The sequence below is a fragment of the Burkholderia semiarida genome, from assembly GCF_029268935.1.
Taxonomy (GTDB): domain Bacteria; phylum Pseudomonadota; class Gammaproteobacteria; order Burkholderiales; family Burkholderiaceae; genus Burkholderia; species Burkholderia semiarida.
On the sequence record NZ_JAHLCL010000005.1, the window covers coordinates 480,672 to 503,708 of the forward strand.

Below are 23,037 nucleotides of genomic sequence, written 5' to 3' on the forward strand. Positions count from 1 at the left end.
CACTCAATCTCAAAATTACGATTGCAAATGCCTCTCATTTGCATTAAATTGCCGCGCGAATGTACTGTTTGGAACACAGATGTCGGCGCAAGGCCGCCCGCCGTGCCCGAACGCGAAGCACATCAAAAGGGAGGAGTATGAGCAGGAGGAACTGGGCGGCCGCACCGATGGCCATCGTCGTCGGCACGGCCGGCATGGGCGCCGCCGACGCGCAGGAAACGGCGCTGCCGACCATCGAGGTGTCCGCGCAACGCGCGACGGCGCCGTTCCGCACGCGCGAATCGACGAGCGCGACGCGCAGCGAGGCGGACGTGATGGAGATTCCGTTCGCGGTCAGCAGCGTCGATACGAAGCTGATCCAGACCGTGGCCGCGACACGCGGCGACGATCTTTACGACTGGGTCGCGGGCGTCTCGCGCCAGAACAACTTCGGCGGCCTGTGGGACAACTACGCGGTGCGCGGCTTCGCCGGCGACGGCAACACGTCCGGCACCGACTACCTGGTCAACGGCTTTTCGTGGAATCGCGGCATGAGCGTGCCGCGCGACACCGTGAACCTCGAGCGCATGGAAGTGCTCAAGGGGCCGGCATCCGCACTGTATGGCCGCGGCGATCCGGGCGGGATCATCAGCTATACGACGAAGCAGCCGCAGTTCACCCGCGCGAACACCATCGGCGTGTCGGCCGGCAGCTACGGCGCATTGCGCCAGACGCTCGATTCGACCGGACCCGTCACGAAATCGCTGGCGTACCGCTTCGTCGCGATGAACGAGAACAACGGCAGCTTTCGCGACACGGTGTCAAGCAAACGCTACCTGTTCTCGCCGTCGTTCACCTGGGACATCGGCGCGGACACAACACTGCACTACGAATTCGAGAGTGCGCGTCAGCGCGCGCCGCTCGATCGCGGCGTGCTGGCGGTCAACGGCCAGCTCGGCGTGATCCCCGCGTCGCGCTTCCTCGGCGAGCCGCGCGACGGCGACTACGACGTGCGCAACACGGGCCACCAGTTCACGCTCGAGCATCGCATCGATTCAAGCTGGTCAATCAACGCAGGCGTCGCGCAACGCAACACAGACCTGTCCGGGCGCTCGTCCGAGGCGTTCGCGCTGCAGCCGGACGGCCGCACGCTGTGGCGGCGCTACCGGCAAGTCGCGTTTCATTCGAACGACCTGCAAGGCCGCCTCGAGACGACCGGCGCGTTCCGCACGGGCGGCATCGGCCATACGCTCGTGATGGGCGTCGACGCGTACCGCTTCAACTACGACCAGTTCGTCACGCGCTCCACGCCGAGCGCCGCCGCACCGTATGCGATCGACATCTTCGATCCGGTCTACGGCCAGCCCGCGCCCACGCCGCGCACCGCGACCAACCTGCTCGAGCGCGACGACGGTCAAGGCGTCTACGCGCAGGACACGCTCGCGTTCGGGCCGCACTGGAAAATCCTCGCCGGCCTGCGCTGGGATCGCTTCCACCAGTCGATCGACAACCGCCTGAAGGGCGTGACGACGAGCCAGTTGCAGACCGCGCTGAGCCCGCGTCTCGGCGTCGTGTATGAAATGAGCCCGGCGTTGTCGCTGTATGCGAACACCGCGTATTCGTTCCGGCCGAACAACGGCGCCGACGTCGGCGGCCGCGCGTTCGATCCCGAAAAGGGCCGCGGCTACGAAGCCGGCGCGAAATGGGCGGGCGCGCGCTCGCTCACGACCGTCGCGGCGTTCTACGTCACCAAGCGCAACGTGCTCACCGCCGATCCGGCGAATGCCGGCTTCTCGCGCGCGGCCGGCGAAGTACGCAGTCGCGGCATCGAATTCGAATGGAGCGGCGACCTCGGTCACGGCTTGCGCGGCATCGCCAATCTCGCGTACGTCGACGCGGAGGTCACACGCGACACCGTGCTCGCGCCCGGTTCGCGCCTCGTCGACGTACCGCGGCTGAGCGGCAGCGCACTGCTGATGTACGAGACGACCCTGCCGTTCGCGGACAAGGCGGGTGCCGGCGCCGGCGTGATCTACGTCGGGCGCCGCGCCGGCAACACGGCCAACACGCAGGACGGCTTCGAGCTGCCGGCCTACGCGACCGTGCAGCTCAACGGCTATCTTCAGGTCAACAAGCACCTTCGTGCGTCGGTCGTGCTGAACAACCTGTTCAATCGCACCACATACGTCAGCTCGTACAACAGCCTGTGGGTCACGCCGGGCGCGCCGCGCAGCCTGTTCGCGTCGCTCGCCTACTCGTTCTAGCACGACCAGGACGGCTGACGCGACGCGCATCGCGCGTCAGCCGCCGACCACGAATCGCGCGCCCAGCGCGAGCAGCAACGCAGGCGGCATCACGCACGCGCCGATCGCGAGAAATGCGCGGAAACCGACCTGCAACCCTTCGCGCCGGATCGCCGCCAGCCACAGGATCGTCGCGAGCGATCCGGTGATCGACAGGTTCGGGCCGAGATCCACGCCGATCAGAATCGCATCGATCACCGTTTGCGGGCTGTGCGCAGCCTGGATCGTCGAGCTCGCGATCAGCCCGGCAGGCAGGTTGTTGACCCCGTTCGACACGAGCGCGACCGCGACGCCGGCCGCGGCGGCGGCAATGTGCTCTCCGCTTTGCATCAACGCGTGCAGCAGCCCCGCCAGTACGCGCACCGCGCCGGTCCGGTCGAGCGTCTCGACGACGACGAACAACCCCGCGACGAGCGGCAGCACGCTCCATGAAATCGCGCGAACGATCGGCACGCACGCCGCGCGATCCCGCATCACCACGCATGCGACCGTGACGACACCCGCGAGCGCGGTCGGCAACCCGAGCGGGCGATCGAGGACCGACACCGCCATCAGCGCGACGGCCGTTGCCGCGATGCCCGCGAGCGCGATGCGCCCGCCGCCCGTCAGCGGCTGCACCGGCAGCCCGGATTCACAGCGGCCGGCAAGCGCCCGTCGCTGCACGATCCTCAGCATCACGAACGTACCGGCGATCGACGCGACGGACGGCGCCGCGAAATGCGCGAGCCATACGCCGAGCGCCGGCATGTGCGCGCCGTACAGCACCAGGTTCGCCGGATTCGAAATCGGCAAAACGAAACTCGCGGCATTGGCGACGAGCGCGCAGCTGTACAGCAGCGGCATCGGGTCGGCCTTCGCGCGGCGGGCGGCGGCAAGGACCGCGGGCGTCAGCACGACGGCGGTCGCATCGTTCGACAGAAACACGGTGGTGACGACACCGACCCCGTAGATCAGCGCGAACAATCGCCGCGGCGAGCCCTGCGCGAGATTGACGACGTGCGTCGCGACCCAGTCGAACAGCCCTTCGCGACGGGCCGCCTCGGACAACAGCATCATGCCCGTCAGGAACAGGTAGACGTCGCCCCCTTTCGCGACGGCGTCCAGCGCCTGAGCGACGGGCAACAGGTTCAACGCGACCAGCAGCAGCGCGCCGCTCACGGCCCACGTGGCCTCGGGCCAACCGAACGGACGCGTGATGACGCCCGCGGTGGCAAGCGCGGAAATCAGCCAGGCAAGCGAAACAGGATTCATGGGCAAGTCGACACAGGCATGGAAATCGAAATCGCTTTCACGATGATGTCGCCGATAGATCGGCGGGCTTGCCGCACGCGCCGCTCAGCGATCGCGCATGACCGAGCCACAGCGCGAGCGAGCCCGTCGACACGGCGCCCAGTACGACGAACGCGGCCGGATAGCCGAAGTGCTGCGCGAGCACGCCGCCGAGCACGGGGCTGAGCGCCGCGCCGATCCCCTGCGCGGTCGCGACGGCGCCCTGCCCGGCGTTCACGCGGCCGGAGCCATGCAGCAGGCGAACGACGAGCGCGGGCACGACCACGCTTTGCAGGCCGGCGCCGATGCCGTCGAGCGCCTGCACCGGCCATACACCCGCTTCGCTCATCCACGCGGCGGCGACCGCCCCGCGCACCGGCAGCACGAGGTACGAGAACAGCAGCACGCGCCAGTAGCCGTGCGCGCGAATCAGCCGGGGCGCGAGCCAGGCCGCCGCGATCATCACGCACTGCGCGATGACGATGGTCTGCGCGGTGAACGCGCTCGCGTTGCTGCGATGCGTGACGACGACGCCCATCCCGTAGAGCGGCAGCATCGCGGCGTTGCCGAGATGAAACAGCGCGAGCGACGCGCCGAGCAGTACCAGCGGCCGGTTTTCGGCGAGCGTGCGCAGGCCGCCGACGCGCGACGTCGACGCCGCGTCCAACGCATGCGGATGCGCAGCATCCGTTCCCGATGCGCGGCCATCAGGCTCGAGACCACGTGCGCAAGCATGATCGATTGCGTGCCCGGGAATCGCCAACGTGCTCGCAACCGCAAGGACCGTGAACACGGCGACGAGCCCGAACACCGCGTCGAATCCGACATGCCAGCCGAGCCACCCCGCGAGCGCCGCGCCGGCGACGTTGCCGGCATGGTTCGCCATCTGGTTGCGCCCGAACTGCCGATCGAAACCCTGGCGACGCACGATGCCGAGCGTCACGCCCGCGACCGCGGGCGCCAGCACCGCGCCGCCGACCGCCGCCAGGATCTGCGACACCGCCACCGCCGGATAGCCGCGCACGAACATCAGCGCCAGCGACGCGAGTGCCGTCGCCGCGGTCGCCGCGACGATCAGCGCCCGCTTCGCACGCACCGCATCGACGAGCGCGCCGGCCAGCGGCGTCGCGGCCATCGCGGCGAGCCCCGCCAGCGTCATGACCGAGCCGATCGCATCGGCGCCCCAGCCGCGCGACAGCAGGATGACGCCGATGAACGGGCCGATGCCGGCCTGCACGTCGGCCACGAAGAAGTTGAGCGCCTCGAGCGCGCGTGCCGGTCTCACGGTCGCCGCACCGTCATGCGACATCCGCATCGACGAGCTCGGCAATGTCGCTCACGTCGAGCGTCGCACCGTGCGGCGTGACGACGCCGTGCCCCCACGCCTGCACATGGATGCCGGCCTGCAGGTAGTCGTGCAATGCTTGCGCCGCATGCGGCGGCAGCCGCAACGCGACGCCGCTCGTCAGCAACGCGCCGTTCAACTCGCCTTTCGGGCCGTACAGCCCGAACGCGACTTCTCCGCTGAATTCCATCGGCCGTCGAGCCGGTCGCGGCGGCTTCGGGACAGCGTGCTCGGGCCCGGCGTCGACGATGTCGACGCCGCCACGCCCGGTCAGTTGCACGGCCGCGATCATCGCCGCGCGACGCGGCTTGATGCCCCGCACGCGGATGCGGTCGCCGACCGCGACATGGCGCACCAGTTCGCGGCCCAGATGCGGCGGCACGTGAACCTGCAGGTCGCCGTTCAGGATCAGGCCGTCGATTTCTCCGTGCGGATCGAGCAGGAACTGCGTGACGCGGCCGCGCGTTTCGGGGAGGCAGGCGGGATCGATCCAGTGCATGACAGGACTCCTTTCGATGGATTGCGGAACGGCGCCGCGCGTTTCAGCGCGCGACATCGTCATAGAGATTCACGACATGGCCCGGCGCGCCGAACGCCGTGGCCTGCAGCGCTTCGCCGTATGCGTTGCGCGTGCCGTAGCCGATCGCGGCCACGCGCTCCCCGGGCGCAAGCAGCGCGCCGAATTGCCGGGCGGCCGGCACGGTCAGCTTGACGATCGCGCCGCCGTCGAGCATCACGCCGTCCGGCTCGCCGCGCGGCGCGTGCGTCACGCGGCGCACGACGCCGGACACGCTCAGGCGCGCGAGGTTGACGCCGCGCAGCATGGCAGGCACGGGCGCGACGGGCGCGGGCGGCTGATCGGACAGCGACGCGCCGGTGCCGTCGTTGCGGACCACGCGTGCATGGATTTCATCGTCGAAGCGCCGTTCGCCGGCCACCGTGACACGCTCGCCCGACCGCACGAGCGCAGCCAGTTGCGAACCGAGATGCGGCGGCAGACGGACGAGCGTGCCGTCGGTCAGCACGAAGCCGTCGACCGTCCCTTCCGGATTGATCGTCAGGCGCGACAGCGTGCCGGAAACCAGCGCATCCGATCCGGTGTCGTTGCCGGGCCCGACGGGCAAAAGCGCACGCGGCCCGGACGGAGGCGGAGGTGGAGGCGGCATGGCGCCCGCCGGATCTTGCGCGCGCGGTGCCGGCGGCACCTGTGCCACGCTGACCGTTGCGACGGCAACGAACGCGGCGGCGCAGAGCATGCGAGACGAACGGCGAACGGCGGCGCGGCCTCGCGGCCACGATCGAACGACAGGCGGGTACGGCTTCATGACGGGTTCCGGCGACGGGTTGCGATGCATCGATATCCGCAATACCCGTGCCAACCCGCGACGCACCGCGTGGCCGTGCGCCGAGCGCCGACGTACACCCAACGTGTCGGGTTTTCCGACACGTGGCTTCACCGGCTGTCGGCCATTCCGACAGTGGAAACCGCGCGACTCGACGCCTAGGGCGTGTTCACGCTAATAACGGGCTTGCGCTGGCCCCCAGAAGGGCCGAGCGCGAGGATTGCGACGAAGCGAATACTCGACGTATTCGCGAGGAGCATGACGCAGCGATCGGCCCTTCTGGGGGCCAGCCCCACGAATGCATTTTTCAGACAGGGGAACGTGCCTTTCCGCCCACATTGCGGCGTCGTGCGTCGCTTGTTTGGCACGGCCAAACGGCGCTCCTTACTCCTTGCACTGCGGGCGGAAAGGCACGTTCGCAAGCCCGTTATTAGCGTGAACACGCCCTAGTCGTCGCGCTCGATCCCGAGATTCGCCATGCGCGCGTAGAGCGACTGGCGGCCGATCCCGAGCTGCCTCGCGGCTTCCGCGCGATTGCCGTTCGCGCGCTCGAGCGCACGCAGGATCGCCGCGCGCTCGACCGTCGCCAGCGCATCGGGCAGCGGCATGTCGAGCAGGTGCGCCGGCACCGCATCGGCGCCCGGCTGGCGCGCGGGCACGGCGGGCAGGCCGAGATCGGCCGCACTGACGGCCGGCCCGGGAGCGAGCGCGGCCGCGCGCTCCATCACGTTGCGCAGTTCGCGGACATTGCCCGGCCAGCGGTGATCGAGCAACGCCCGTTGCGCGTCGTTCGTCAGGTGCAACGGCCGCATGCCAGCCGCGCTACCCAGGAAATGCGCGGCGAGCGGAAGAATGTCGGCCACGCGATCGGCGAGCGGCGGCAGGTGCAGCGGAATGATGTTCAGCCGATAGAAGAGATCTTCGCGGAACGTACCGTTCGCGACGGCCGCGGCGAGGTCGCGGTGCGTCGCGGCCACGACGCGAATGTCGATCGCCGTCGCGCGATCCGCGCCGAGCGGCGTCACCTGGCGCTCCTGCAGCGCGCGGAGCAGCTTGGCCTGCATCGCGGCGGGCATGTCGCCGATCTCGTCGAGAAAGAGCGTCCCGCCGTCGGCCTCGACGAGGCGCCCCGCGCGATCGGCATGCGCGCCCGTGAACGCGCCGCGACGATGCCCGAACAACTCGCTTTCGAGCAGGTCGGCCGGAATGGCCGCGCAGTTGACGGCGACGAACGGCCCCGCGTGCCGTGCCGATGCGGCATGCAGTACGCGGGCCGCCACTTCCTTGCCCGTACCCGTCTCGCCGGTCACGAGCACGGTCGCGTCGCTCATCGCGGCCCGGCCGACCTGCTTTTGCACGTCGCGCATCGCGGCGCTCAAGCCGAGCAGTCGCGGCCGGTCCGCCGAAGGTTCGCCCGTGAAACCGCCTTCCACCGGCGCGAGCGCGGGCGGCTGATTCGCCGACACGATGCGTTCGAGCAGTTGCGCGATGTCCCGGCGCCCGATCGGCTTCGTCAGATGATCGAATGCGCCGAGCCGCATCGCTTCGATCGTGTTGTCGCTGGTCGCGTGGGCCGTCAGCATGACGACCGGCATCGCGGCCAGGGCGGGATCGTCGCGCAATTGCGCCAGCACGGCCAGCCCGTCCAGGTCCGGCAGGCGGAAATCCAGGAAGACGCATTCGATGTTGCCGCCGTCGCGCAGCGCGCTCAGCGCGGCCCGGCCGGATGCGGCCTCGACGGCCCGATGGCCGAGATCGACGAGCGTTTCGGCGAGGCCGTCGCGAAATGCCGCGTCGTCGTCGACTATGAGGATGTTTGCCATGGAATTTCAATCACGAATGCGGCGCCCTCGTCGAGGCGCGCGTGCCCGCCGTGCGCCGCCGCCACTTCGCGGACGACGGCGAGACCGAGGCCCGTTCCGTCCGCGCGCCCGGTCACGAACGGCTCGAAAATTCGCTCGCGCTGCGCGGCCGGCACGCCGGGGCCGCTGTCCGACACGGTGATGCGCAACCAGTCGCGCCCGGCGAACGGATATCGTTCGGCCGCGAGCGTGACCGCGCCGCCCGCGCCCGCGTGGTGCAGCGCGTTGAGCAGCAGATTGTCGAGCGCGCGCCGCATCTGGTCGGGATCGAAGGCGGGAAAGTCCGACGGCCACGCGAGCCGTTCGCCCTGCCCCGCGAGCGACAGCGTCAAGTCGATCGCCTGCCGCTGCGCCAGCTCGCGGTGCGCGTCGACGACCTGCGCGAGCCACGCGTCGACGTCGACACGCGTCGCATGCGGACGCACCGGCTGCGTCAGCGCGAGCAGGCTCGACAACTGCGCATCGATGCGCTCGATCTGCGCGAGGATCACGCGCAGCGCATCCTGCTGCCGCCGGCTGTCGCCGGCCAGCGCGTTTTCCGCCTTCAGCCGCATCGCGCCCATCGGATTGCGAATCTCGTGCGCGACCTGCGCGGCCAATTTGCCCAGCATCCCGAAGCGTTCGGCCTGCGCGAGGCGCGTGCGGAGCTCGGCGGCCTGCCGTTGCAGCAGGTCGGCGCGCCGCGCCCGCTCGTTGAACGCATCGATGACGCGGTCGAGATCGGGTTCGCCGACGTACGGCAGGTGATGCTCGCGACCGTCGGGCCCCAGCCCGCTCTCGATCCGTGCGAGATTGCGCTTCCATCGGCGCAGCGCCACGGCCAGCGCCGCCGCGATCGCGAGAATCACCGCGAGCACGGCGGCGAGCCCCGTTGCCAGCAATTCCCCGTGCCGGCCCAGCGGCGGGCGCGCGCGTGTCAGCATCCACACGTACAGCCCCGATCCGCCGCGCACCGGACACGCCGCCGCGATCACGGCGTCCTGCGCGCCTTCGACGACGTTCGCGGTCGCGGCATGCGTCGCGGCCGCGGCTCGCAGCGTGCGGAGAATCAGCGGCGTTTCCGCTTCCGGAACGTCGCGTTTGACGCCGCTGCCCTGATAAGTAGGAAACGAATACGCGAGAAAGCCGCTCGCGGCAGGCGCGGCGCCGGGCATCCAGAACCCGCCCTCCATGTCCGCGGCACGCGAGAGCACGATGTCGAGGATCGCGTGCATCAGCTCGGGGGCAGGCTCGGCGCCCGCCGAAGCGGAAGCGCCGTAACGCGACGCGACCGCTTCGCACGCCGACGCGCCGGCGGCCTTCGCGCTGGCCACCTGCTGACTCTCGGCGGAGTTCGCCGTGACCCAGACGACCGCGACCAGCGTCGCGCACAGCGCCGCGACGAGTGCCCAGAGCATGACGAGTTGGGTGGAAAACGACGGACGCTTCATCGGATCAGGCTGGCGGTCGAGGACGACAGCATAGCGTATTGCATGCGACGTGAAGCCGCCACGGCCGCCATGCATCGTACGAGGCGAGCCGCCGGATCGGCCTCGAACGAGGAGCGCCCGATCCGGTTGTTTGCGGTGGAACCGAGCCGCCAGGGAGAGAAACGCGTCGATCGTGCTGCCGAACGGCCGCACCATCGACGTCACGCGCGGCCGTCGGCGCGCACCCGCGGATACGGCAGCGCGCTTCTACGCGCCGTCCCGCTCGATCCGCTCGACGATGCGCGCCAGCCGAATGATGTCGGTCAGCGCGAAGTCGGCCACGTCGGGCGGGGGACGGCCGCACTGGTCGTCGATGCGCATCGCGAACGGCCCGGCCGCCCGCACGGAAACATCCGGCACGCGCATCGTGTTTCGTTCCATGGTCCTCCCCTTTTCCGGCACGCGACCGGCCGGCCCGTCACCGCCGGTTCGACCGCGACACCACGTCGATCCACACCGCCAGCACCAGCACCGCGCCCTTGACGATCATCTGCCAGTACGCGTCGACGTCGAGCATCGACATCCCGTTGTCGAGGCTCGCCATCACGAGCGCACCGATCAGCGCGCCGTACACCGTGCCCGATCCGCCGCGCATCGACGTGCCGCCGATGAAGCACGCGGCGATCGCGTCGAGTTCGCCCATCGTGCCGGCGGACGGCGACCCGGCCGCGAGCCGCGCCGTGTTCACGAGGCCGGCAAACGCGCACATCAGCCCCATCAGCTCGAAGATCGCGAGTTTCACGCGATCGGTGTCCACGCCCGACAGCCGCGTGGCCTCCAGGTTCGAGCCCACCGCATAGATGCGCCGGCCGAATACCGTCTGCGTCGCGATCCACGAGAACACACCGAGCAACGCGAGCAGCAGCAGCACCGGCACCGGAATGCCGCCGTAGCGGTCGAGCGTCGCGACGAAGGCGAACAGCACGGCGCCGGCGCCGACGATCTTCGCGACGTCCTGCCACAGCGGGGCGACCGCGAGCCGGTAGCGATGCCGCGTGCCGCGCTGCCGCACCACCAGCAGCGCCGCGAGCGCGAACAGCAGGATCGCGAGGCCGTCCCCCGCCACGCGCGGCAGATAGCCCTGCCCGATGAACACGAAGCCGTCCGACACCGGCGCGATCGTCGAGCCGCCCGTGACGCCGAGCAGGATGCCGCGGAACGCGAGCATCCCGCCGAGCCCGACGATGAACGACGGCACGCGCCGATAGGTCGACCACCAGCCGTTGAAGAGCCCGATCAGCACGCCGAGCGCGAGCACGGCCGGGACCGTCGCCGCCACCGGCCAGTGGCGGTTGACGTCGAGGATCGCGGCGACGCCGCCGAGCAGCCCGAGCAGCGAGCCGACCGACAGGTCGATCTCGCCCGCGATGATGACGAACACCATCCCGCACGCGAGCATGCCGGTGATCGACATCTGCCGCAGCAGGTTCGACAGGTTGCGCGGCGTGACGAACGCGCCGTCCGTCAGCACCGAGAAGAACGCCCAGATCGCGGCCACCGCGAACAGCAGCGCAAGGATTTTGTAGCGCACGAAGATGCGTCGCAGCGGATGGCCGCGCGCGACGCGCGTATCGGTGTCCGGCGACACGGGCCGGGAAGACGAAAGTTCGGTGTTCATGTCGTGCTCGCTGCAATGGGTTCGGCCGGACGCCGCGCGGGCGTCAGCGCGGCGCCGAGAATCTGTTCCTGCGTGAGGCCGTCGTTGACGAAATCGCCGCGCAGCTCGCCCTCGCCGATCACGAGCACGCGATCGGCGAGCCCGAGCACTTCCGGCAGCTCCGACGACACGACGATCAGCGCGACGCCGCGCTTCGCGAGCGCGAAGATCAGCCGGTAGATCTCCGCCTTCGCGCCGACGTCGACGCCGCGGGTCGGCTCGTCGAGAATCAATACCTGCGGGTCGGCCAGCAGCATCCTGGCCAGGACCGCCTTCTGCTGATTGCCGCCGGACAGGCTCGCGATCGGCAGGAACGGATGCGCGGCACGCACCGACAGCCGCTGCATCTCGGTGCGGATCGCGTCGAGTTCGGCGGCCGCGTCGATCCGGCCGCGCGCGGCGAACCGGCGCAGCACCGCCAGCGTGATGTTGTGGCCGACGCCGAGCTGCGGCACGATCCCGTGGCGCTTGCGGTCCTCCGGCACCATCGCGATACCCGCACGGATCGCATCGGCCGGCGAGCGGATCGCGAGCGGCCGGCCGTTCATCCGCACGCTCGCCGTGCAGTCGCCCGGATACGCACCGAAAATCGCCTGCATCAGCTCGGTGCGGCCCGCGCCGACCAGCCCGGCAACGCCGAGAATCTCGCCGCGCCGCACGCTGAACGACACGTCGTCGACACGCTTGCGGCGCGGATTCGTCACGTCGTGGCAGGTGACGTGATGCACGTCGAGCACGACGTCGCCGATCTCGTGCGGCTCGCGCGGATACAGGTCGCGGATCTCGCGGCCGACCATCATCGCGATGATCCGATCGGTGGTCAGCGCGCGCATCGGTTCGGTCGCGACGTGGCGGCCGTCGCGGATCACGGTCACGGTGTCGCACACCGCGTCGATCTCGTCGAGCTTGTGCGAGATGTAGACGCACGCGACGCCGCGCCGCTTCAGGTCCCGCACGATGTCGAGCAGGATGCGCGTTTCCGACGCGCTCAGCGACGACGACGGCTCGTCGAGGATCAGCAGCTTCGCGCGCTTGTTCAGCGCCTTCGCGATTTCGATCAGTTGCTGGTGGCCGCCGCCGTAGTTCATCACCGGCTGCGCGACGTTGATCGCATCGATCCGCAGCTCGCGCAGCAGCGCTTCCGAGCGTCGCACCATTTCCGCGTAGTGCATGCGCCCGCCCGGCAGCGTGATCTCGTTGCCGAGGAAGATGTTCTCGGCGACCGACAGCTCGGGCACGAGCATCAGCTCCTGATGGATGATCACGATGCCCGCGCGCTCGGTGTCGCGCACGCCGGACGCGACGAGCGGCGCGCCTTCCCAGCGGATCTCGCCGTCCCACGTGCCGTGCGGGTACACGCCCGACAGCACCTTCATCAGCGTCGACTTGCCGGCGCCGTTCTCGCCGCACAGCCCGACGCATTCGCCGGGGCGCACGCTCAGGTCGATGCCGTCGAGCGCCTTCACGCCGTCGAAGGCCTTGACGATGCCGCGCATCGTCAGCAAGGGTTCCGTCATTCGTTCATTGCCTCGCAGTAAACGCGGCCGCCGTCGCGGCGGCCGCGCGTCGCGTCCGTCGCCCGCTTACTGGCTCGCCAGCTGGGCCTGGGTATAGAAGCCGTCCTTCACGACGACGTCGACGTTGCGCTTGGTCAACAGCGTCGGCTGCAGCAGCACCGTATCGACCTTCTTCTTCCCGTTGTCGTATTGCGCATTGAACGCGGGCTTCGTCCCCTTCGCGAGATCGACGGCAAGCTTCGCGGCTTCGCTCGCGATCAGCTTCAGCGGCTTGTAGACGGTCATCGTCTGCGTGCCGGCGATCACGCGCTTGACCGCGGCCAGATCCGCATCCTGCCCGGACACCGGCACCTTGCCGGCCAGATGCTGCGCGGCGAGCGCCTGAATCGCGCCGCCGGCCGTGCCGTCGTTCGACGCGACGATCGCGTCGATCTTGTTGTTGTTCGCGGTCAGCGCGTCCTCGACGATCCGCAGCGCGGTCGACGCGCTCCACTCGGGCACCCACTGCTGACCGACGACCTTGATGTCGCCGCGGTCGATCGCCGGCTTCAGCACCTTCAGTTGCCCTTCGCGCAGCATCTTCGCGTTGTTGTCGGTCGGCGCGCCGCCCAGCAGGAAGTAGTTGCCCTTCGGCTTCGCGTCGAACACGCCCTGCGCCTGCAGCTCGCCGACCTTCTCGTTGTCGAACGAGATATACGCGTCGACGTCCGCGTCGAGAATCAGGCGGTCGTACGACACGACCTTGATGCCGGCCTTGCGCGCTTCGGCCACGACGTTGCCGAGCGTCTTCGAGTTGAACGGCACGATCACGATCACGTCGACGCCGCGCGAGATCAGGTTCTCGATCTGGGAAATCTGCCGCGCCTCGCTCGCATCGGCCGACTGCACCGACACCTTCGCGCCGAGCTTGGTTGCGGCTGCAACGAAATAGTCGCGATCGCGCGACCAGCGCTCGACGCGCAAGTCGTCGATGCAAAAGCCGATCTCGGGCTTGTCCTTGCTCGCGTGCGCGAGCGGCGTGCCCAGCGCGAACATCGCCAGCGCGGCGGCGCCGGCAAGGGAATTCAGTACGGTACGACGCGTCACGGATTTCATGTCTCCACTCCTTGTTATGGAACCACCTCACGAATCGCGGGCGGCCGCCGGATTGCACCGCCCGCATCGAGTCACTGCCGCGCGCGGGTTCGCGCCGGCGCACCGCCGGTCAAGCGCCCGTCGCGAATACCGGTTCGAGCGCACGGTACAGCGCGCGAAACGTCGGCCGCCGCACGTCGCGATACCACGCGTGCCGCCCGGCATCGGGCTCGCGCACCGCGACGACGCTCGGCTGCGGGCACACGTCGGCAAGCGCCGCATCCGGTTCGAGCGCGAGACGGGCGAGGCGCGCGGCGCCCAGCGCCGGCCCGATCTCGCCGCCCGCGCGCAGCGTCAGCGCACGGCCGCTCAGGTCGGCGAGCATCTGCGTCCAGTACGCGCTGCGCGAGCCGCCGCCGATCACCGTGATGCGCTCGGGCGCGAGCCCGGCCGCATGCAGCGCGTCGATGCCGTCGAGCAGCGCGAAGCCGACGCCTTCGAGCGTCGCGTTCGCGAGATCCGCGCGCCGCGTGTCGGGCGTGAGCCCGTAGAACACGCCCTTCGCGTTCACGTCGTTGTGCGGCGTGCGCTCGCCGCTCAGGTACGGCAGGAACCACGGCCGGCTCTCGCGTGCGTGGGTCTGCGCATCGTCGAGCAGCGCCGCGACGCCGTCGTAACCGGCCAGTTGCGCGGTGAAGTCGACGCAGCCGGCCGCGTTCAGCATCACGGACATCAGGTGCCACGTATCGGGCAGCGCATGACAGAAGCTGTGCACCGCCGATTCGGGATTCGCGCGAAACCCGTCCGACACCGCGAAATACACGCCCGACGTGCCGAGCGACAGCAGCGCGTCGCCGGGCCGCACGATCCCGACGCCCACCGCGCCGGCCGCGTTGTCGCCGCCGCCGGCCACCACCGGAATCTCGCGCAATCCGAGCGCGCGCGCGACGGCCGGCAGCAGCGTGCCGGTCACCGCGTTGCCCTCGAACACGGCCGGCATCTGCGTGCGCGACAGCCCGCACGCAGCGAGCAGCGTGTCGTCGTAGTCGCGCTTCGCGACGTCGAGCCACAGCGTGCCGGCGGCATCCGACGGATCGGTCGCGAACGCGCCGGTCAGCCGGTAACGCAGATAATCCTTCGGCAGCAGCACGTAGGCGATGCGCGCGAACACGTCGGGTTCGTGCCGACGCACCCACAGCAGCTTGGGCGCCGTGAAGCCCGGCATCGCGACGTTGCCGGCCACCGTGCGCAGCGCGGGCGCGAGCCGTTCGAGCTCCTCGCACTCGGCGTCCGCCCGGCCGTCGTTCCACAAGATCGCGGGGCGCAGCACGTCGCCATGCGCATCGAGCAGCGTCGCGCCGTGCATCTGACCGGTCAACCCGAGTGCGTGGATGTCGCGCGGGTCGATGCCGGCCGCGCGTGCATCCGCCACGAGCGCGGCGAGCGCGCCGCATGCGGCGTCCCACCAGTCGCGCGGCGCCTGTTCGGACCAGCGCGGCTGCGGCCGGCTCACCGTCAGCGGGCGGTTCGCGCTCGCGCGCACCGCGCCGTCGCGGTCGAGCAGCACCGCCTTCACGCCGGACGTGCCGAGATCGAGTCCGATGTACATGGCGTCAGCGCAGCCCGTAGATCGCCTGGTTCACGATGTTCTCGAGCCGCTCCTGCGCGCCGCTCACGTGCCGCGGGTCGACGCCGCGCGCGAGCGCGTCGGCCGCGAGCGACTCCAGCGTATAGCCGCCCGACAGGATCTTGCGGCCGAACGCGTCGTCCCACTGCGCGTAGCGCTGCCGGCGCAGCGCGTCGAGCCGGTCGTTCTCGACCAGCACCGCCGCGCGTTCGAGCGCGAGCGCGAGCACGTCGATCGCGCCGACGTGACCGTAGAACAGGTCTTCCGGGTCGATGCTCTGGCGCCGCACCTTCGAGTCGAAGTTCATCCCGCCGGTCGTGAAGCCGCCGTGGCGCAGGATCTCGTAGAACGCGAGCGTCAGTTCCTCGACGCTGTTCGGGAACTGGTCGGTGTCCCAGCCGTTCTGCGGATCGCCGCGGTTCGCGTCGACGCTGCCGAACACGCCGAGCGCGAATGCGTTCGCGATCTCGTGATGGAACGAATGGCCCGCGAGCGTCGCGTGATTCGCCTCGATGTTCACGCGGATCTCGTTCTGCAATCCGTACTGCACGAGGAAGCCGTGCACGGTCGCGACGTCGTAGTCGTACTGGTGCTTGGTCGGCTCCTGCGGCTTCGGCTCGATCAGCAGCGCGCCCTTGAAGCCGATCCGGTGCTTGTGCTCGACGACCATCGACAAAAAGCGCGCGAACTGCTCGCGTTCGCGCTTCAGGTCGGTATTGAGCAGCGTTTCGTAGCCTTCGCGGCCGCCCCACAGCACGTAGTTTTCGCCGCCGAGCCGGTGGGTCGCGTCGAGCGCATGGCACACCTGGGTCGCGGCCCACGCGAACACGTCGGGGTTCGGGTTCGTCGCGGCGCCGGCCGCGAAGCGCGGGTGCGAGAACAGGTTCGCGGTGCCCCACAGCAGCCGCACGCCGCTCGCCTGCTGGCGCTCGCCGAGATAGTCGACCATGCGCGCGAAATTGGCCGCGTATTCGCGCAGGCTGTCACCTTCCGGCGCGACGTCGGTATCGTGGAACGTATAGAACGGCGTGCCAAGCTTCGTGAAGAACTCGAACGCCGCATCGGCCTTCTGCCGCGCGCGCTCGAGCGCGTCGCCGGGCTGCTGCCACGGCCGCTGGAACGCGGCCTGCCCGAAGATGTCGTGGCCCGGCCACACGAACGTGTGCCAATAGCAGACCGCGATCCGCAGATGCTCGGCGAGCGTCTTGCCCAGCACGCGCCGCTCGGGGTCGTAGTGGTGATAGGCGAGCGGGTTGTCCGACCGCGGGCCTTCGTAGCGAATCGCGGGAATGTGTTCGAAATACGACATGGCGTCTCCGTGCAGGTTCTTGTTGCGGCGCAACGTGCATCGCGACGACGCACGCGGCCGAATTCGGTTGGCTGGATCGTGCCCCCGCGCCTGCCGCCCGGCAATTGCGAAATTGCGCAGCACGCTTGATGTTTCTTGCCAGCCGCTGCGTGCGGCGCGCGTTCCGTCCTACAATCGCCGTACACCAACCCGCGCGCCGCCGTCCCGGGCGCGCCCCGGAGACAATGGCACCGCGCCCGCAAGGCGCGCGCCCCGACACCGAGATGACACGCGCCCCTTCCGCCCAGACACCGCACCGCATCGCGCTGCTGTTCAACGCGAACAAGGTCTACGACCGCGAGATCATCAGCGGCATCGGCCAGTACCTGCACACGACGCGCGTCGTGTGGGACCTGTTCCTCGAAGACGATTTCCGCTGCCGGCTCACCGGCATCGAGCGTTTCGACGGCGACGGCATCATCGCCGACTTCGACGATCCGGCCGTCGCCGACGCGCTCGCCGGCTCGCCGCTGCCGATCGTCGCGATCGGCTCGTCGTACGAGGACCCGGCGCAATACCCGGACGATGTCCCATATATTGCGACGGACAACGCGAAGCTCGTGTCGCTCGCCTATACGCACCTGATCGGCGCGGGACTCGCGCACTTCGCGATGTACAGCCTGCCGGTCGCGCAGGAGAACCGCTGGGCGCAGCAGCGCGAGATCGCGTTCGACCGGCTCGCGCACGCGGACGGGCTCGACGCGCCGATCTATCGCGGGCTGTCGACGAGCGCGTCGGGCTGGAATCACGCGATCGAGCAACTGATCGGCTGGCTGCATGCGCTGCCGAAGCCCGTCGGCGTGATCGCGGTGACCGATGCACGCGCGCGGCATCTGTTGCAGGCCTGCCTGATCGCCGGCATCGCGGTGCCGGAACAGGTCGCGATCATCGGCATCGACAACGATCCGCTCACGCGCACGCTGACGCGCATTCCGCTGTCGTCGGTCATCCAGGGCACCGAGGAAATGGGCCGCACCGCCGCGCATCTGCTGCACCGGATGCTGCGCGGCGCACGCTTTCCCGGGCAGCGCATTCTCGTGCCGCCGGTCGGCATCAACGTGCTCGAATCGACGCGCCACCAGCCGCTGGCGAGCCCGCACGTGATGCGCGCGCGGCATTTCATCCGCCAGTACGCGTGCCAGGGGATCAAGACCGAACAGGTCGCCGACTATGTCGGCGTGTCGCGCTCGCTGCTCGAGGAGCACTTCCGGCGCGAACTGCAGCGCACCGTGCACCAGGAGATCCTGCGCCACAAGCTCGAAGCCGCGCAGGCGCTGCTTGCCGGCCGGCAGGCGTCGAGCGCCGAAGTCGCGATCCGTTGCGGTTTCACGTCGCTGCAATACATGTACGCGGTGTTCCGGCGCGAACTCGGCTGCACGCCGCGCGAATATCAGGAACGCGCGGCCGCCACGAACTGACGCCCGCCGCCCACCCGACCTCCACTCATGCATATCGATACCGATTCCTCATACCTGACGCCCGGCGTCGCACGCGTGCACGCCGAGCCGTGGGGCACGTTGCCCGACGGCGAGCCCGTGCGGCGCTATACGCTGCGCAATGCGCATGGAATGCGCGTCGTCGTCAGCGACCTCGGCGCGACCGTCGTGTCGTGGCTCGCGCCCGACCGCACGGGGCGCTTGGCCGATATCGTGCTCGCGCACGATACGCCGGCCGAATACCTCGCATCCGGCGCCTATCTCGGCGCGACGGTCGGCCGCTGGGCGAACCGGATCGCCGGCGCGCGCTTCACGCTCGACGGCGTCGACTACCTGCTCGACCGCAACGAGAACGGCAATCTGCTGCACGGCGGCGCGAACGGCTTTCATCGCGCGCGGTGGGACGTGCTCGACGATGGCGGCGGGCTCACGCTGCGGCTCGATTCGCCGGAAGGCGACGCGGGATTCCCCGGCAACGTGAGCGTGCAGGTGCGCTACACGCTCGACGACGACGGCACGCTGACGATCGACTACACGGGGTGGACCGACGCGCCGACGCCGCTGAACCTGACGAATCACAGCTACTTCAACCTGAACGGGCGCGCGGGCAGCGACGTGCGCGGCCATCTGCTGCACATCGACGCCGACGCGTTCCTCGAAGTGGACGACGCGCTGATCCCGACCGGCACGGCCGACGTGACGGGCACGGCGTTCGATTTCCGGCACAGCGCGCCGCTCGGCGCGCGCCTCGACTGGCCGCATGCGCAACTGGCGCGGGCGCGCGGCTTCGATCACTGCTACGTCGTCGGCAACGGCGCGCGCGAAGTCCGGCCCGTCGCGCGAATCTACGATCCGGAAAGCGGCCGCGAGCTGACCGTATCGACCGATCAGCACGGCCTGCAGCTCTATACGGGCAATTATCTCGACGGCCTGCGCGTGAGCGGCGGCACGCCGTGCGTGCGGCACGCGGCGCTGTGCGTCGAGGCGGGCGGCTTCCCGAATCAGGTCAACATGGACGGCCTGCGCGACGACGTGATCGTTCATCCGGGCGACGTGTATCGACAGACCACGCGGTATCGGGTGGGGGTGCATGCATAGCGGGCGGGCTGCATCGCCGGCGCCCGGGTAGCGCCGTGCGAATTCCGGCCGATCGCGATGCCGCGCCGCTTCCCGTGACATTGCGACGGCAGGAAAATGCTTTCTACGATTCGTTGGTTTGAGCGGCGCGGCGCAGCCCGTAGCATGGGCGCGTCACCCATCCTCCAGCATCGGAATGTCCGCGCAAACAGACAAGGTCGTCCATTGGCTGCTGTCCAGCCTGGAGCCGAAAAGCCAGCTTTTCCACGTGGGCCAGTATTGCGGCGACTGGCAGGCGTCCACCGCCGGCCGTGCGAAGGCGAGCTTCCACATCCTCCTGCATGGATCGGCATGGCTTCACTTCGCCGACGGGCGGGACAGCATTCCGGTTGCCGCCGGTGAAGCCGTCTTTCTGTTGCGCGACGTGCCGCACGGGCTGTCGCCGAGCCCGGTCAACCCGCAGGCCTGCGCGGTCGCGGGCAGCCACCCGCTCGAGCGACGCGGGTCGATGCAGCCGCTCGACGCGTCGGTCGACGGCAGCGTCGGCCTTGCCTGCGGTTTCATCGAATTCCACTCCACCGTGTCGCGCGCGATCGTGTCGCTCTTCCCCGAGTACCTGATCGTGCGGCGCGGCGACGACGCCTATCGCGGCATCCACGGGCTGTTCGAGCTGATTCGCGCCGAAGGCCGTCACGGCGTCGACGCGCCGTCCCCGCTGATCGACAAGCTGGTCGAACTGCTGCTGTTCTATGCGGTACGGGACGCCGCCGGGCACGATACCGTCGCCAGCGGGCTCGCGTCGCTGATGCAGCGGACCGGCTTCGGCACGCTCGTCGCCGCGATCATCGACGCGCCCGCCGACGCGTGGACCACCGACTCGATGGCCGCGTTCGCGAACATGTCGCGCACCGCGTTCTGCAAGCACTTCAGCGAAGCGTCCGGCCATCCGCCGATGCAGTTCGTCACGCTGGTGCGGATGCGGCTCGCGGCGGACCTGCTGGAACAGGGCCTGCCGATTTCGCGTGCGGGCGAACTCGTCGGCTATCAGTCGGAGTCGGCCTTTGCGCATGCGTTCAAGCGCACGATGGGCATGCAGCCCGGCGCGTGGCGGCGCGGGCGCGACGACGCGTCGCAATCGGCGGCGCGCCTGCACTAGCCGACGGGCCCGGCGCGCCGTCGAAACGCACGACGCGGGACGAACGCACAGGAATCGCGGATGTTCGCGCATTGTCCGGCGGGGGCGCCGCCTCGACAATGATCGCACTGCCCCTCCGGAGAATCCTGTGAGCCGCCTGCCCTTGCCTACCGTCGAAACCGCGCCCGCACCCAGCCAGCCTTTCCTAGAAAAATCGCAGCGCGCGAACGGTTTCCTGCCGAACCTCGTGCGCTCGCTCGCGAATGCGCCGGTCGCGCTCGAAACCTATCTGACCGTCGCGGAGATCAACAGCCGCGCGGGCCTCACGTTCGCCGAGCGCGAAGCCGTGCAGATCACCGCGGCCGCCGTCCACGGCTGTGCGTTCTGCGTGGCCGGACACACCGCCGCCGCGCTGAAGAAAGCCCATGTCGATCGCGCCGACGTCGACGCACTGCGCGACGGCGAGCCGGTTGCCGATCCGCGGCTCGACGCGGTCGCGGCCTTCACGCGCGCCGTGATCGCGACGCGCGGCGGCGTGACCGACGACGCGCTCGACGCATTCCTGGCCGCCGGCTTCACCGAAGCGAACGCGCTCGAAGTGGTGCTGGGCGTGAGCCTCGCGACGCTGTGCAACTTCGCGAACAACCTGGCGCGCAACGAACTCAACCCCGAACTGGCCGCATACCGATGGGAACCCCGGACACAGGCCGCCTGACGGCGCCCGCACTCGACGCGTCGCTCGCCGACTGGCTCGACGCGAACGCCACGCAGCTCGACACGAGCGCCGCGCTGAAGGCGGACGTCGTGCCGCGTCTCGCGGCGGCCGGCCTGTTCCGGACCGGCGTGCCGGCGAGCCTCGGCGGCGCGGGCGGGACGACCACGGACGCCATCGCGGGCATCGCGGCGGTGGCCGAACGTTCGCTGACCGCGGCCTTCGTGCTGTGGGGCCAGCGCAGCTTCATCGAATACCTGCTGCAAAGCCCGAACGCCGCGCTGCGCGAGCGCTGGCTGCCGGCGCTGCTCGACGGCCGTTGCGCGGGCGCGAGCGGCCTGTCGAACGCGATGAAGTATCTGTCCGGCATCGAGTCGCTTCAGATCGACGCGACGCCGCACGCGGAAAGCGCCGACGACTGGCGGCTGACGGGCAGGATGGCGTGGGTGACGAACCTGCGCACGGAACGGTTCGTCGTGGCGGCCGCGGTTGCGTTCGGCGATGGCAGGCCGTCCGCGATCGTCGCGATTCCCGATGACGCGCCCGGCCTGACGCGCAGCACGGATCTCGACCTGATCGCGCTGCGCGGCAGCAACACCGCCGCGCTGCATCTCGACGACGTGCCGAGCGACACCGCGTGGCTGATCCATCCGGATGCGCAAACGTTCCTGCCCGCGGTGCGACCGGCCTTCCTCGGCTTGCAGTGCGGGCTGTCGATCGGGCTCGCGCGGCGCGCGCTGGCCGAAGCGCGGCGCGCGGCCGAGACGACGCGCGGCATTCTCGGCCCCGAAGTCGAATCCTGCGCGGCCGGACTGGCCGCCGCATGCGCGCAACTGTCGTCCGGCATCGCCGACGGCAGCCTGCGCCTGCACCCGAACCGCCTGTTCGAGCTGCGCATCGCGCTCGCGACGCACGTGGCCACGGCCGCGAACCTCGAACTCGAGGCGAGCGGCGGCCGCGGCTATCTGCGCGATGCGGGGCTCGGCTTCGAGCGACGCTGGCGCGAAGCGGCGTTCATTCCGATCGTCACGCCGAGCGTCGTGCAACTGAAGGCGCAACTCGCCGCGCGGACGCGGAGCATCGCCGCATGACGCCGCCGCTGCTGGACGCGCGCCATCTGACGCTCGGCTACGGCGGCGAGCGGCGCACTCCCGTGCTTGCCGATGTGTCGCTGTCGGTCGATCGCGGCGAAATCGTCGCGCTGATCGGCCCGAGCGGGACCGGCAAGTCGAGCCTGCTGCGCGCACTGGCCGGGCTGGAGCAACCGCAATCCGGCACCGTGTCGCTCGACGGCACGACGCTGCGGGGCCCGCACCCGCGGATCGCGATCGCGTTTCAGGACCCGTGCCTGCTGCCGTGGCTGTCGACCGAAAAGAACGTCGCGTTCGGCCTCGCCTTCGCGCATCAGGCTCGGCTCACGCGCGATCAGCAACGCGAGCGCGTCCGCGCGGCGCTGCGCGCGGTCGGGCTCGAAGCCGCCGCGTCGCTGCGCCCGGCCCAGCTCTCGGGCGGGATGGCGCAGCGCGCGGCGCTGGCGCGTGCACTCGCGCGTCAGCCGCACGCGCTGCTGCTCGACGAGCCGTTCTCGGCGCTCGACGAAGTCACGCGCGCCGCGATGCAGCAGTTGCTGGTGAACATCGTGTCGACGACACGCTGCGCGACGGTGCTCGTGACCCACGACATCGACGAAGCGCTGCTCGTGGCCGATCGCATCGTGCTGCTCGGCACGCAAGGGCGCTTCATCGACGCGTGGCGGGTCGATTTACCGCATCCGCGCGACGCGTTCGTCAGCGAACTCGGCACGATGCGCATCGACATCCTGAAGGCGTTGCAGGCCGGCATGAAGCGCCCGCACGCGTCCGAACTTCATTCCCTGAACTGACT

Annotated in this window: 19 protein-coding genes; 7 read left to right on the plus strand and 12 right to left on the minus strand. The window is 69.7% G+C overall.

Going from position 1 to position 23,037, the window contains the following annotated elements:
* The first annotated feature begins 137 nt into the window (after nucleotides 1–137).
* Nucleotides 138–2,243: a TonB-dependent siderophore receptor gene (locus tag KPB06_RS09045; protein WP_124860577.1), complete on the plus strand. Its 2,106-nt coding sequence runs from the start codon at nucleotides 138–140 to the stop codon at nucleotides 2,241–2,243.
* Between the two features lie 36 nt (nucleotides 2,244–2,279).
* On the opposite strand, the gene KPB06_RS09050 is transcribed toward KPB06_RS09045, so the two are convergent.
* The 12 genes from KPB06_RS09050 to xylA all read right to left on the minus strand — a co-directional run bounded on the left by KPB06_RS09050 (nucleotide 2,280) and on the right by xylA (nucleotide 16,754).
* Nucleotides 2,280–3,533: an arsenic transporter gene (locus tag KPB06_RS09050; protein WP_099318518.1), complete on the minus strand. Its 1,254-nt coding sequence runs from the start codon at nucleotides 3,531–3,533 to the stop codon at nucleotides 2,280–2,282.
* A 37-nt stretch (nucleotides 3,534–3,570) separates the two neighbouring features.
* A complete protein-coding gene (locus KPB06_RS09055) occupies nucleotides 3,571–4,836 on the minus strand; it encodes an MFS transporter (protein WP_124657484.1) in 1,266 nt (421 codons plus the stop codon).
* Nucleotides 4,837–4,849: 13 nt separating this feature from the next.
* Nucleotides 4,850–5,395: a hypothetical protein gene (locus KPB06_RS09060; RefSeq protein WP_060310308.1), complete on the minus strand. Its 546-nt coding sequence runs from the start codon at nucleotides 5,393–5,395 to the stop codon at nucleotides 4,850–4,852.
* A gap of 43 nt (nucleotides 5,396–5,438) precedes the next feature.
* Nucleotides 5,439–6,062 carry a hypothetical protein gene (locus KPB06_RS09065; RefSeq protein ID WP_275905334.1) on the minus strand — a complete coding sequence of 208 codons (624 nt, stop codon included), beginning with the start codon at nucleotides 6,060–6,062 and terminating at the stop codon, nucleotides 5,439–5,441.
* A gap of 623 nt (nucleotides 6,063–6,685) precedes the next feature.
* Nucleotides 6,686–8,062, minus strand: coding sequence for a sigma-54-dependent transcriptional regulator (locus tag KPB06_RS09070; protein WP_275905333.1), 1,377 nt, complete (start codon nucleotides 8,060–8,062; stop codon nucleotides 6,686–6,688).
* On the minus strand, nucleotides 8,044–9,531 hold the full coding sequence (locus tag KPB06_RS09075) for a sensor histidine kinase (protein WP_275920435.1): 1,488 nt from the start codon (nucleotides 9,529–9,531) through the stop codon (nucleotides 8,044–8,046). The genes KPB06_RS09070 and KPB06_RS09075 overlap by 19 nt, the downstream gene beginning before the upstream one ends.
* 246 nt (nucleotides 9,532–9,777) lie before the next feature.
* On the minus strand, nucleotides 9,778–9,951 hold the full coding sequence (locus KPB06_RS09080) for a hypothetical protein (protein WP_275905331.1): 174 nt from the start codon (nucleotides 9,949–9,951) through the stop codon (nucleotides 9,778–9,780).
* Between the two features lie 37 nt (nucleotides 9,952–9,988).
* Complete coding sequence (locus KPB06_RS09085; RefSeq protein WP_275920436.1) at nucleotides 9,989–11,188, minus strand: sugar ABC transporter permease; 1,200 nt, start codon at nucleotides 11,186–11,188, stop codon at nucleotides 9,989–9,991.
* On the minus strand, nucleotides 11,185–12,744 hold the full coding sequence (gene xylG / locus KPB06_RS09090; protein ID WP_226224247.1) for a D-xylose ABC transporter ATP-binding protein: 1,560 nt from the start codon (nucleotides 12,742–12,744) through the stop codon (nucleotides 11,185–11,187). The genes KPB06_RS09085 and xylG overlap by 4 nt, the downstream gene beginning before the upstream one ends.
* Nucleotides 12,745–12,810: 66 nt before the next feature.
* Nucleotides 12,811–13,839, minus strand: coding sequence for a D-xylose ABC transporter substrate-binding protein (gene xylF / locus KPB06_RS09095; RefSeq protein ID WP_226232926.1), 1,029 nt, complete (start codon nucleotides 13,837–13,839; stop codon nucleotides 12,811–12,813).
* Between the two features lie 109 nt (nucleotides 13,840–13,948).
* Entirely contained in the window at nucleotides 13,949–15,427 is a 1,479-nt protein-coding gene (xylB, locus tag KPB06_RS09100) for a xylulokinase (protein ID WP_275905329.1), read from the minus strand.
* A 4-nt stretch (nucleotides 15,428–15,431) separates the two neighbouring features.
* Complete coding sequence (xylA, locus tag KPB06_RS09105) at nucleotides 15,432–16,754, minus strand: xylose isomerase (RefSeq protein WP_059578027.1); 1,323 nt, start codon at nucleotides 16,752–16,754, stop codon at nucleotides 15,432–15,434.
* Nucleotides 16,755–17,017: 263 nt separating this feature from the next.
* Between xylA and KPB06_RS09110 the strand changes: the two genes are divergently transcribed.
* The 6 genes from KPB06_RS09110 to KPB06_RS09135 all read left to right on the plus strand — a co-directional run bounded on the left by KPB06_RS09110 (nucleotide 17,018) and on the right by KPB06_RS09135 (nucleotide 23,035).
* Nucleotides 17,018–18,211: a XylR family transcriptional regulator gene (locus tag KPB06_RS09110; RefSeq protein ID WP_275905328.1), complete on the plus strand. Its 1,194-nt coding sequence runs from the start codon at nucleotides 17,018–17,020 to the stop codon at nucleotides 18,209–18,211.
* Nucleotides 18,212–18,238: 27 nt separating this feature from the next.
* Nucleotides 18,239–19,327, plus strand: a complete 1,089-nt coding sequence (locus KPB06_RS09115; RefSeq protein WP_275905327.1) for an aldose epimerase family protein — start codon at nucleotides 18,239–18,241, stop codon at nucleotides 19,325–19,327.
* Between the two features lie 175 nt (nucleotides 19,328–19,502).
* A complete protein-coding gene (locus KPB06_RS09120; protein ID WP_059637641.1) occupies nucleotides 19,503–20,462 on the plus strand; it encodes an AraC family transcriptional regulator in 960 nt (319 codons plus the stop codon).
* Between the two features lie 127 nt (nucleotides 20,463–20,589).
* Complete coding sequence (locus tag KPB06_RS09125; protein WP_059577736.1) at nucleotides 20,590–21,156, plus strand: carboxymuconolactone decarboxylase family protein; 567 nt, start codon at nucleotides 20,590–20,592, stop codon at nucleotides 21,154–21,156.
* Nucleotides 21,129–22,244 carry an acyl-CoA dehydrogenase family protein gene (locus tag KPB06_RS09130; RefSeq protein ID WP_275905326.1) on the plus strand — a complete coding sequence of 372 codons (1,116 nt, stop codon included), beginning with the start codon at nucleotides 21,129–21,131 and terminating at the stop codon, nucleotides 22,242–22,244. The genes KPB06_RS09125 and KPB06_RS09130 overlap by 28 nt, the downstream gene beginning before the upstream one ends.
* Nucleotides 22,241–23,035: an ABC transporter ATP-binding protein gene (locus KPB06_RS09135; RefSeq protein WP_275905325.1), complete on the plus strand. Its 795-nt coding sequence runs from the start codon at nucleotides 22,241–22,243 to the stop codon at nucleotides 23,033–23,035. The genes KPB06_RS09130 and KPB06_RS09135 overlap by 4 nt, the downstream gene beginning before the upstream one ends.
* Nucleotides 23,036–23,037 lie beyond the last annotated feature (2 nt).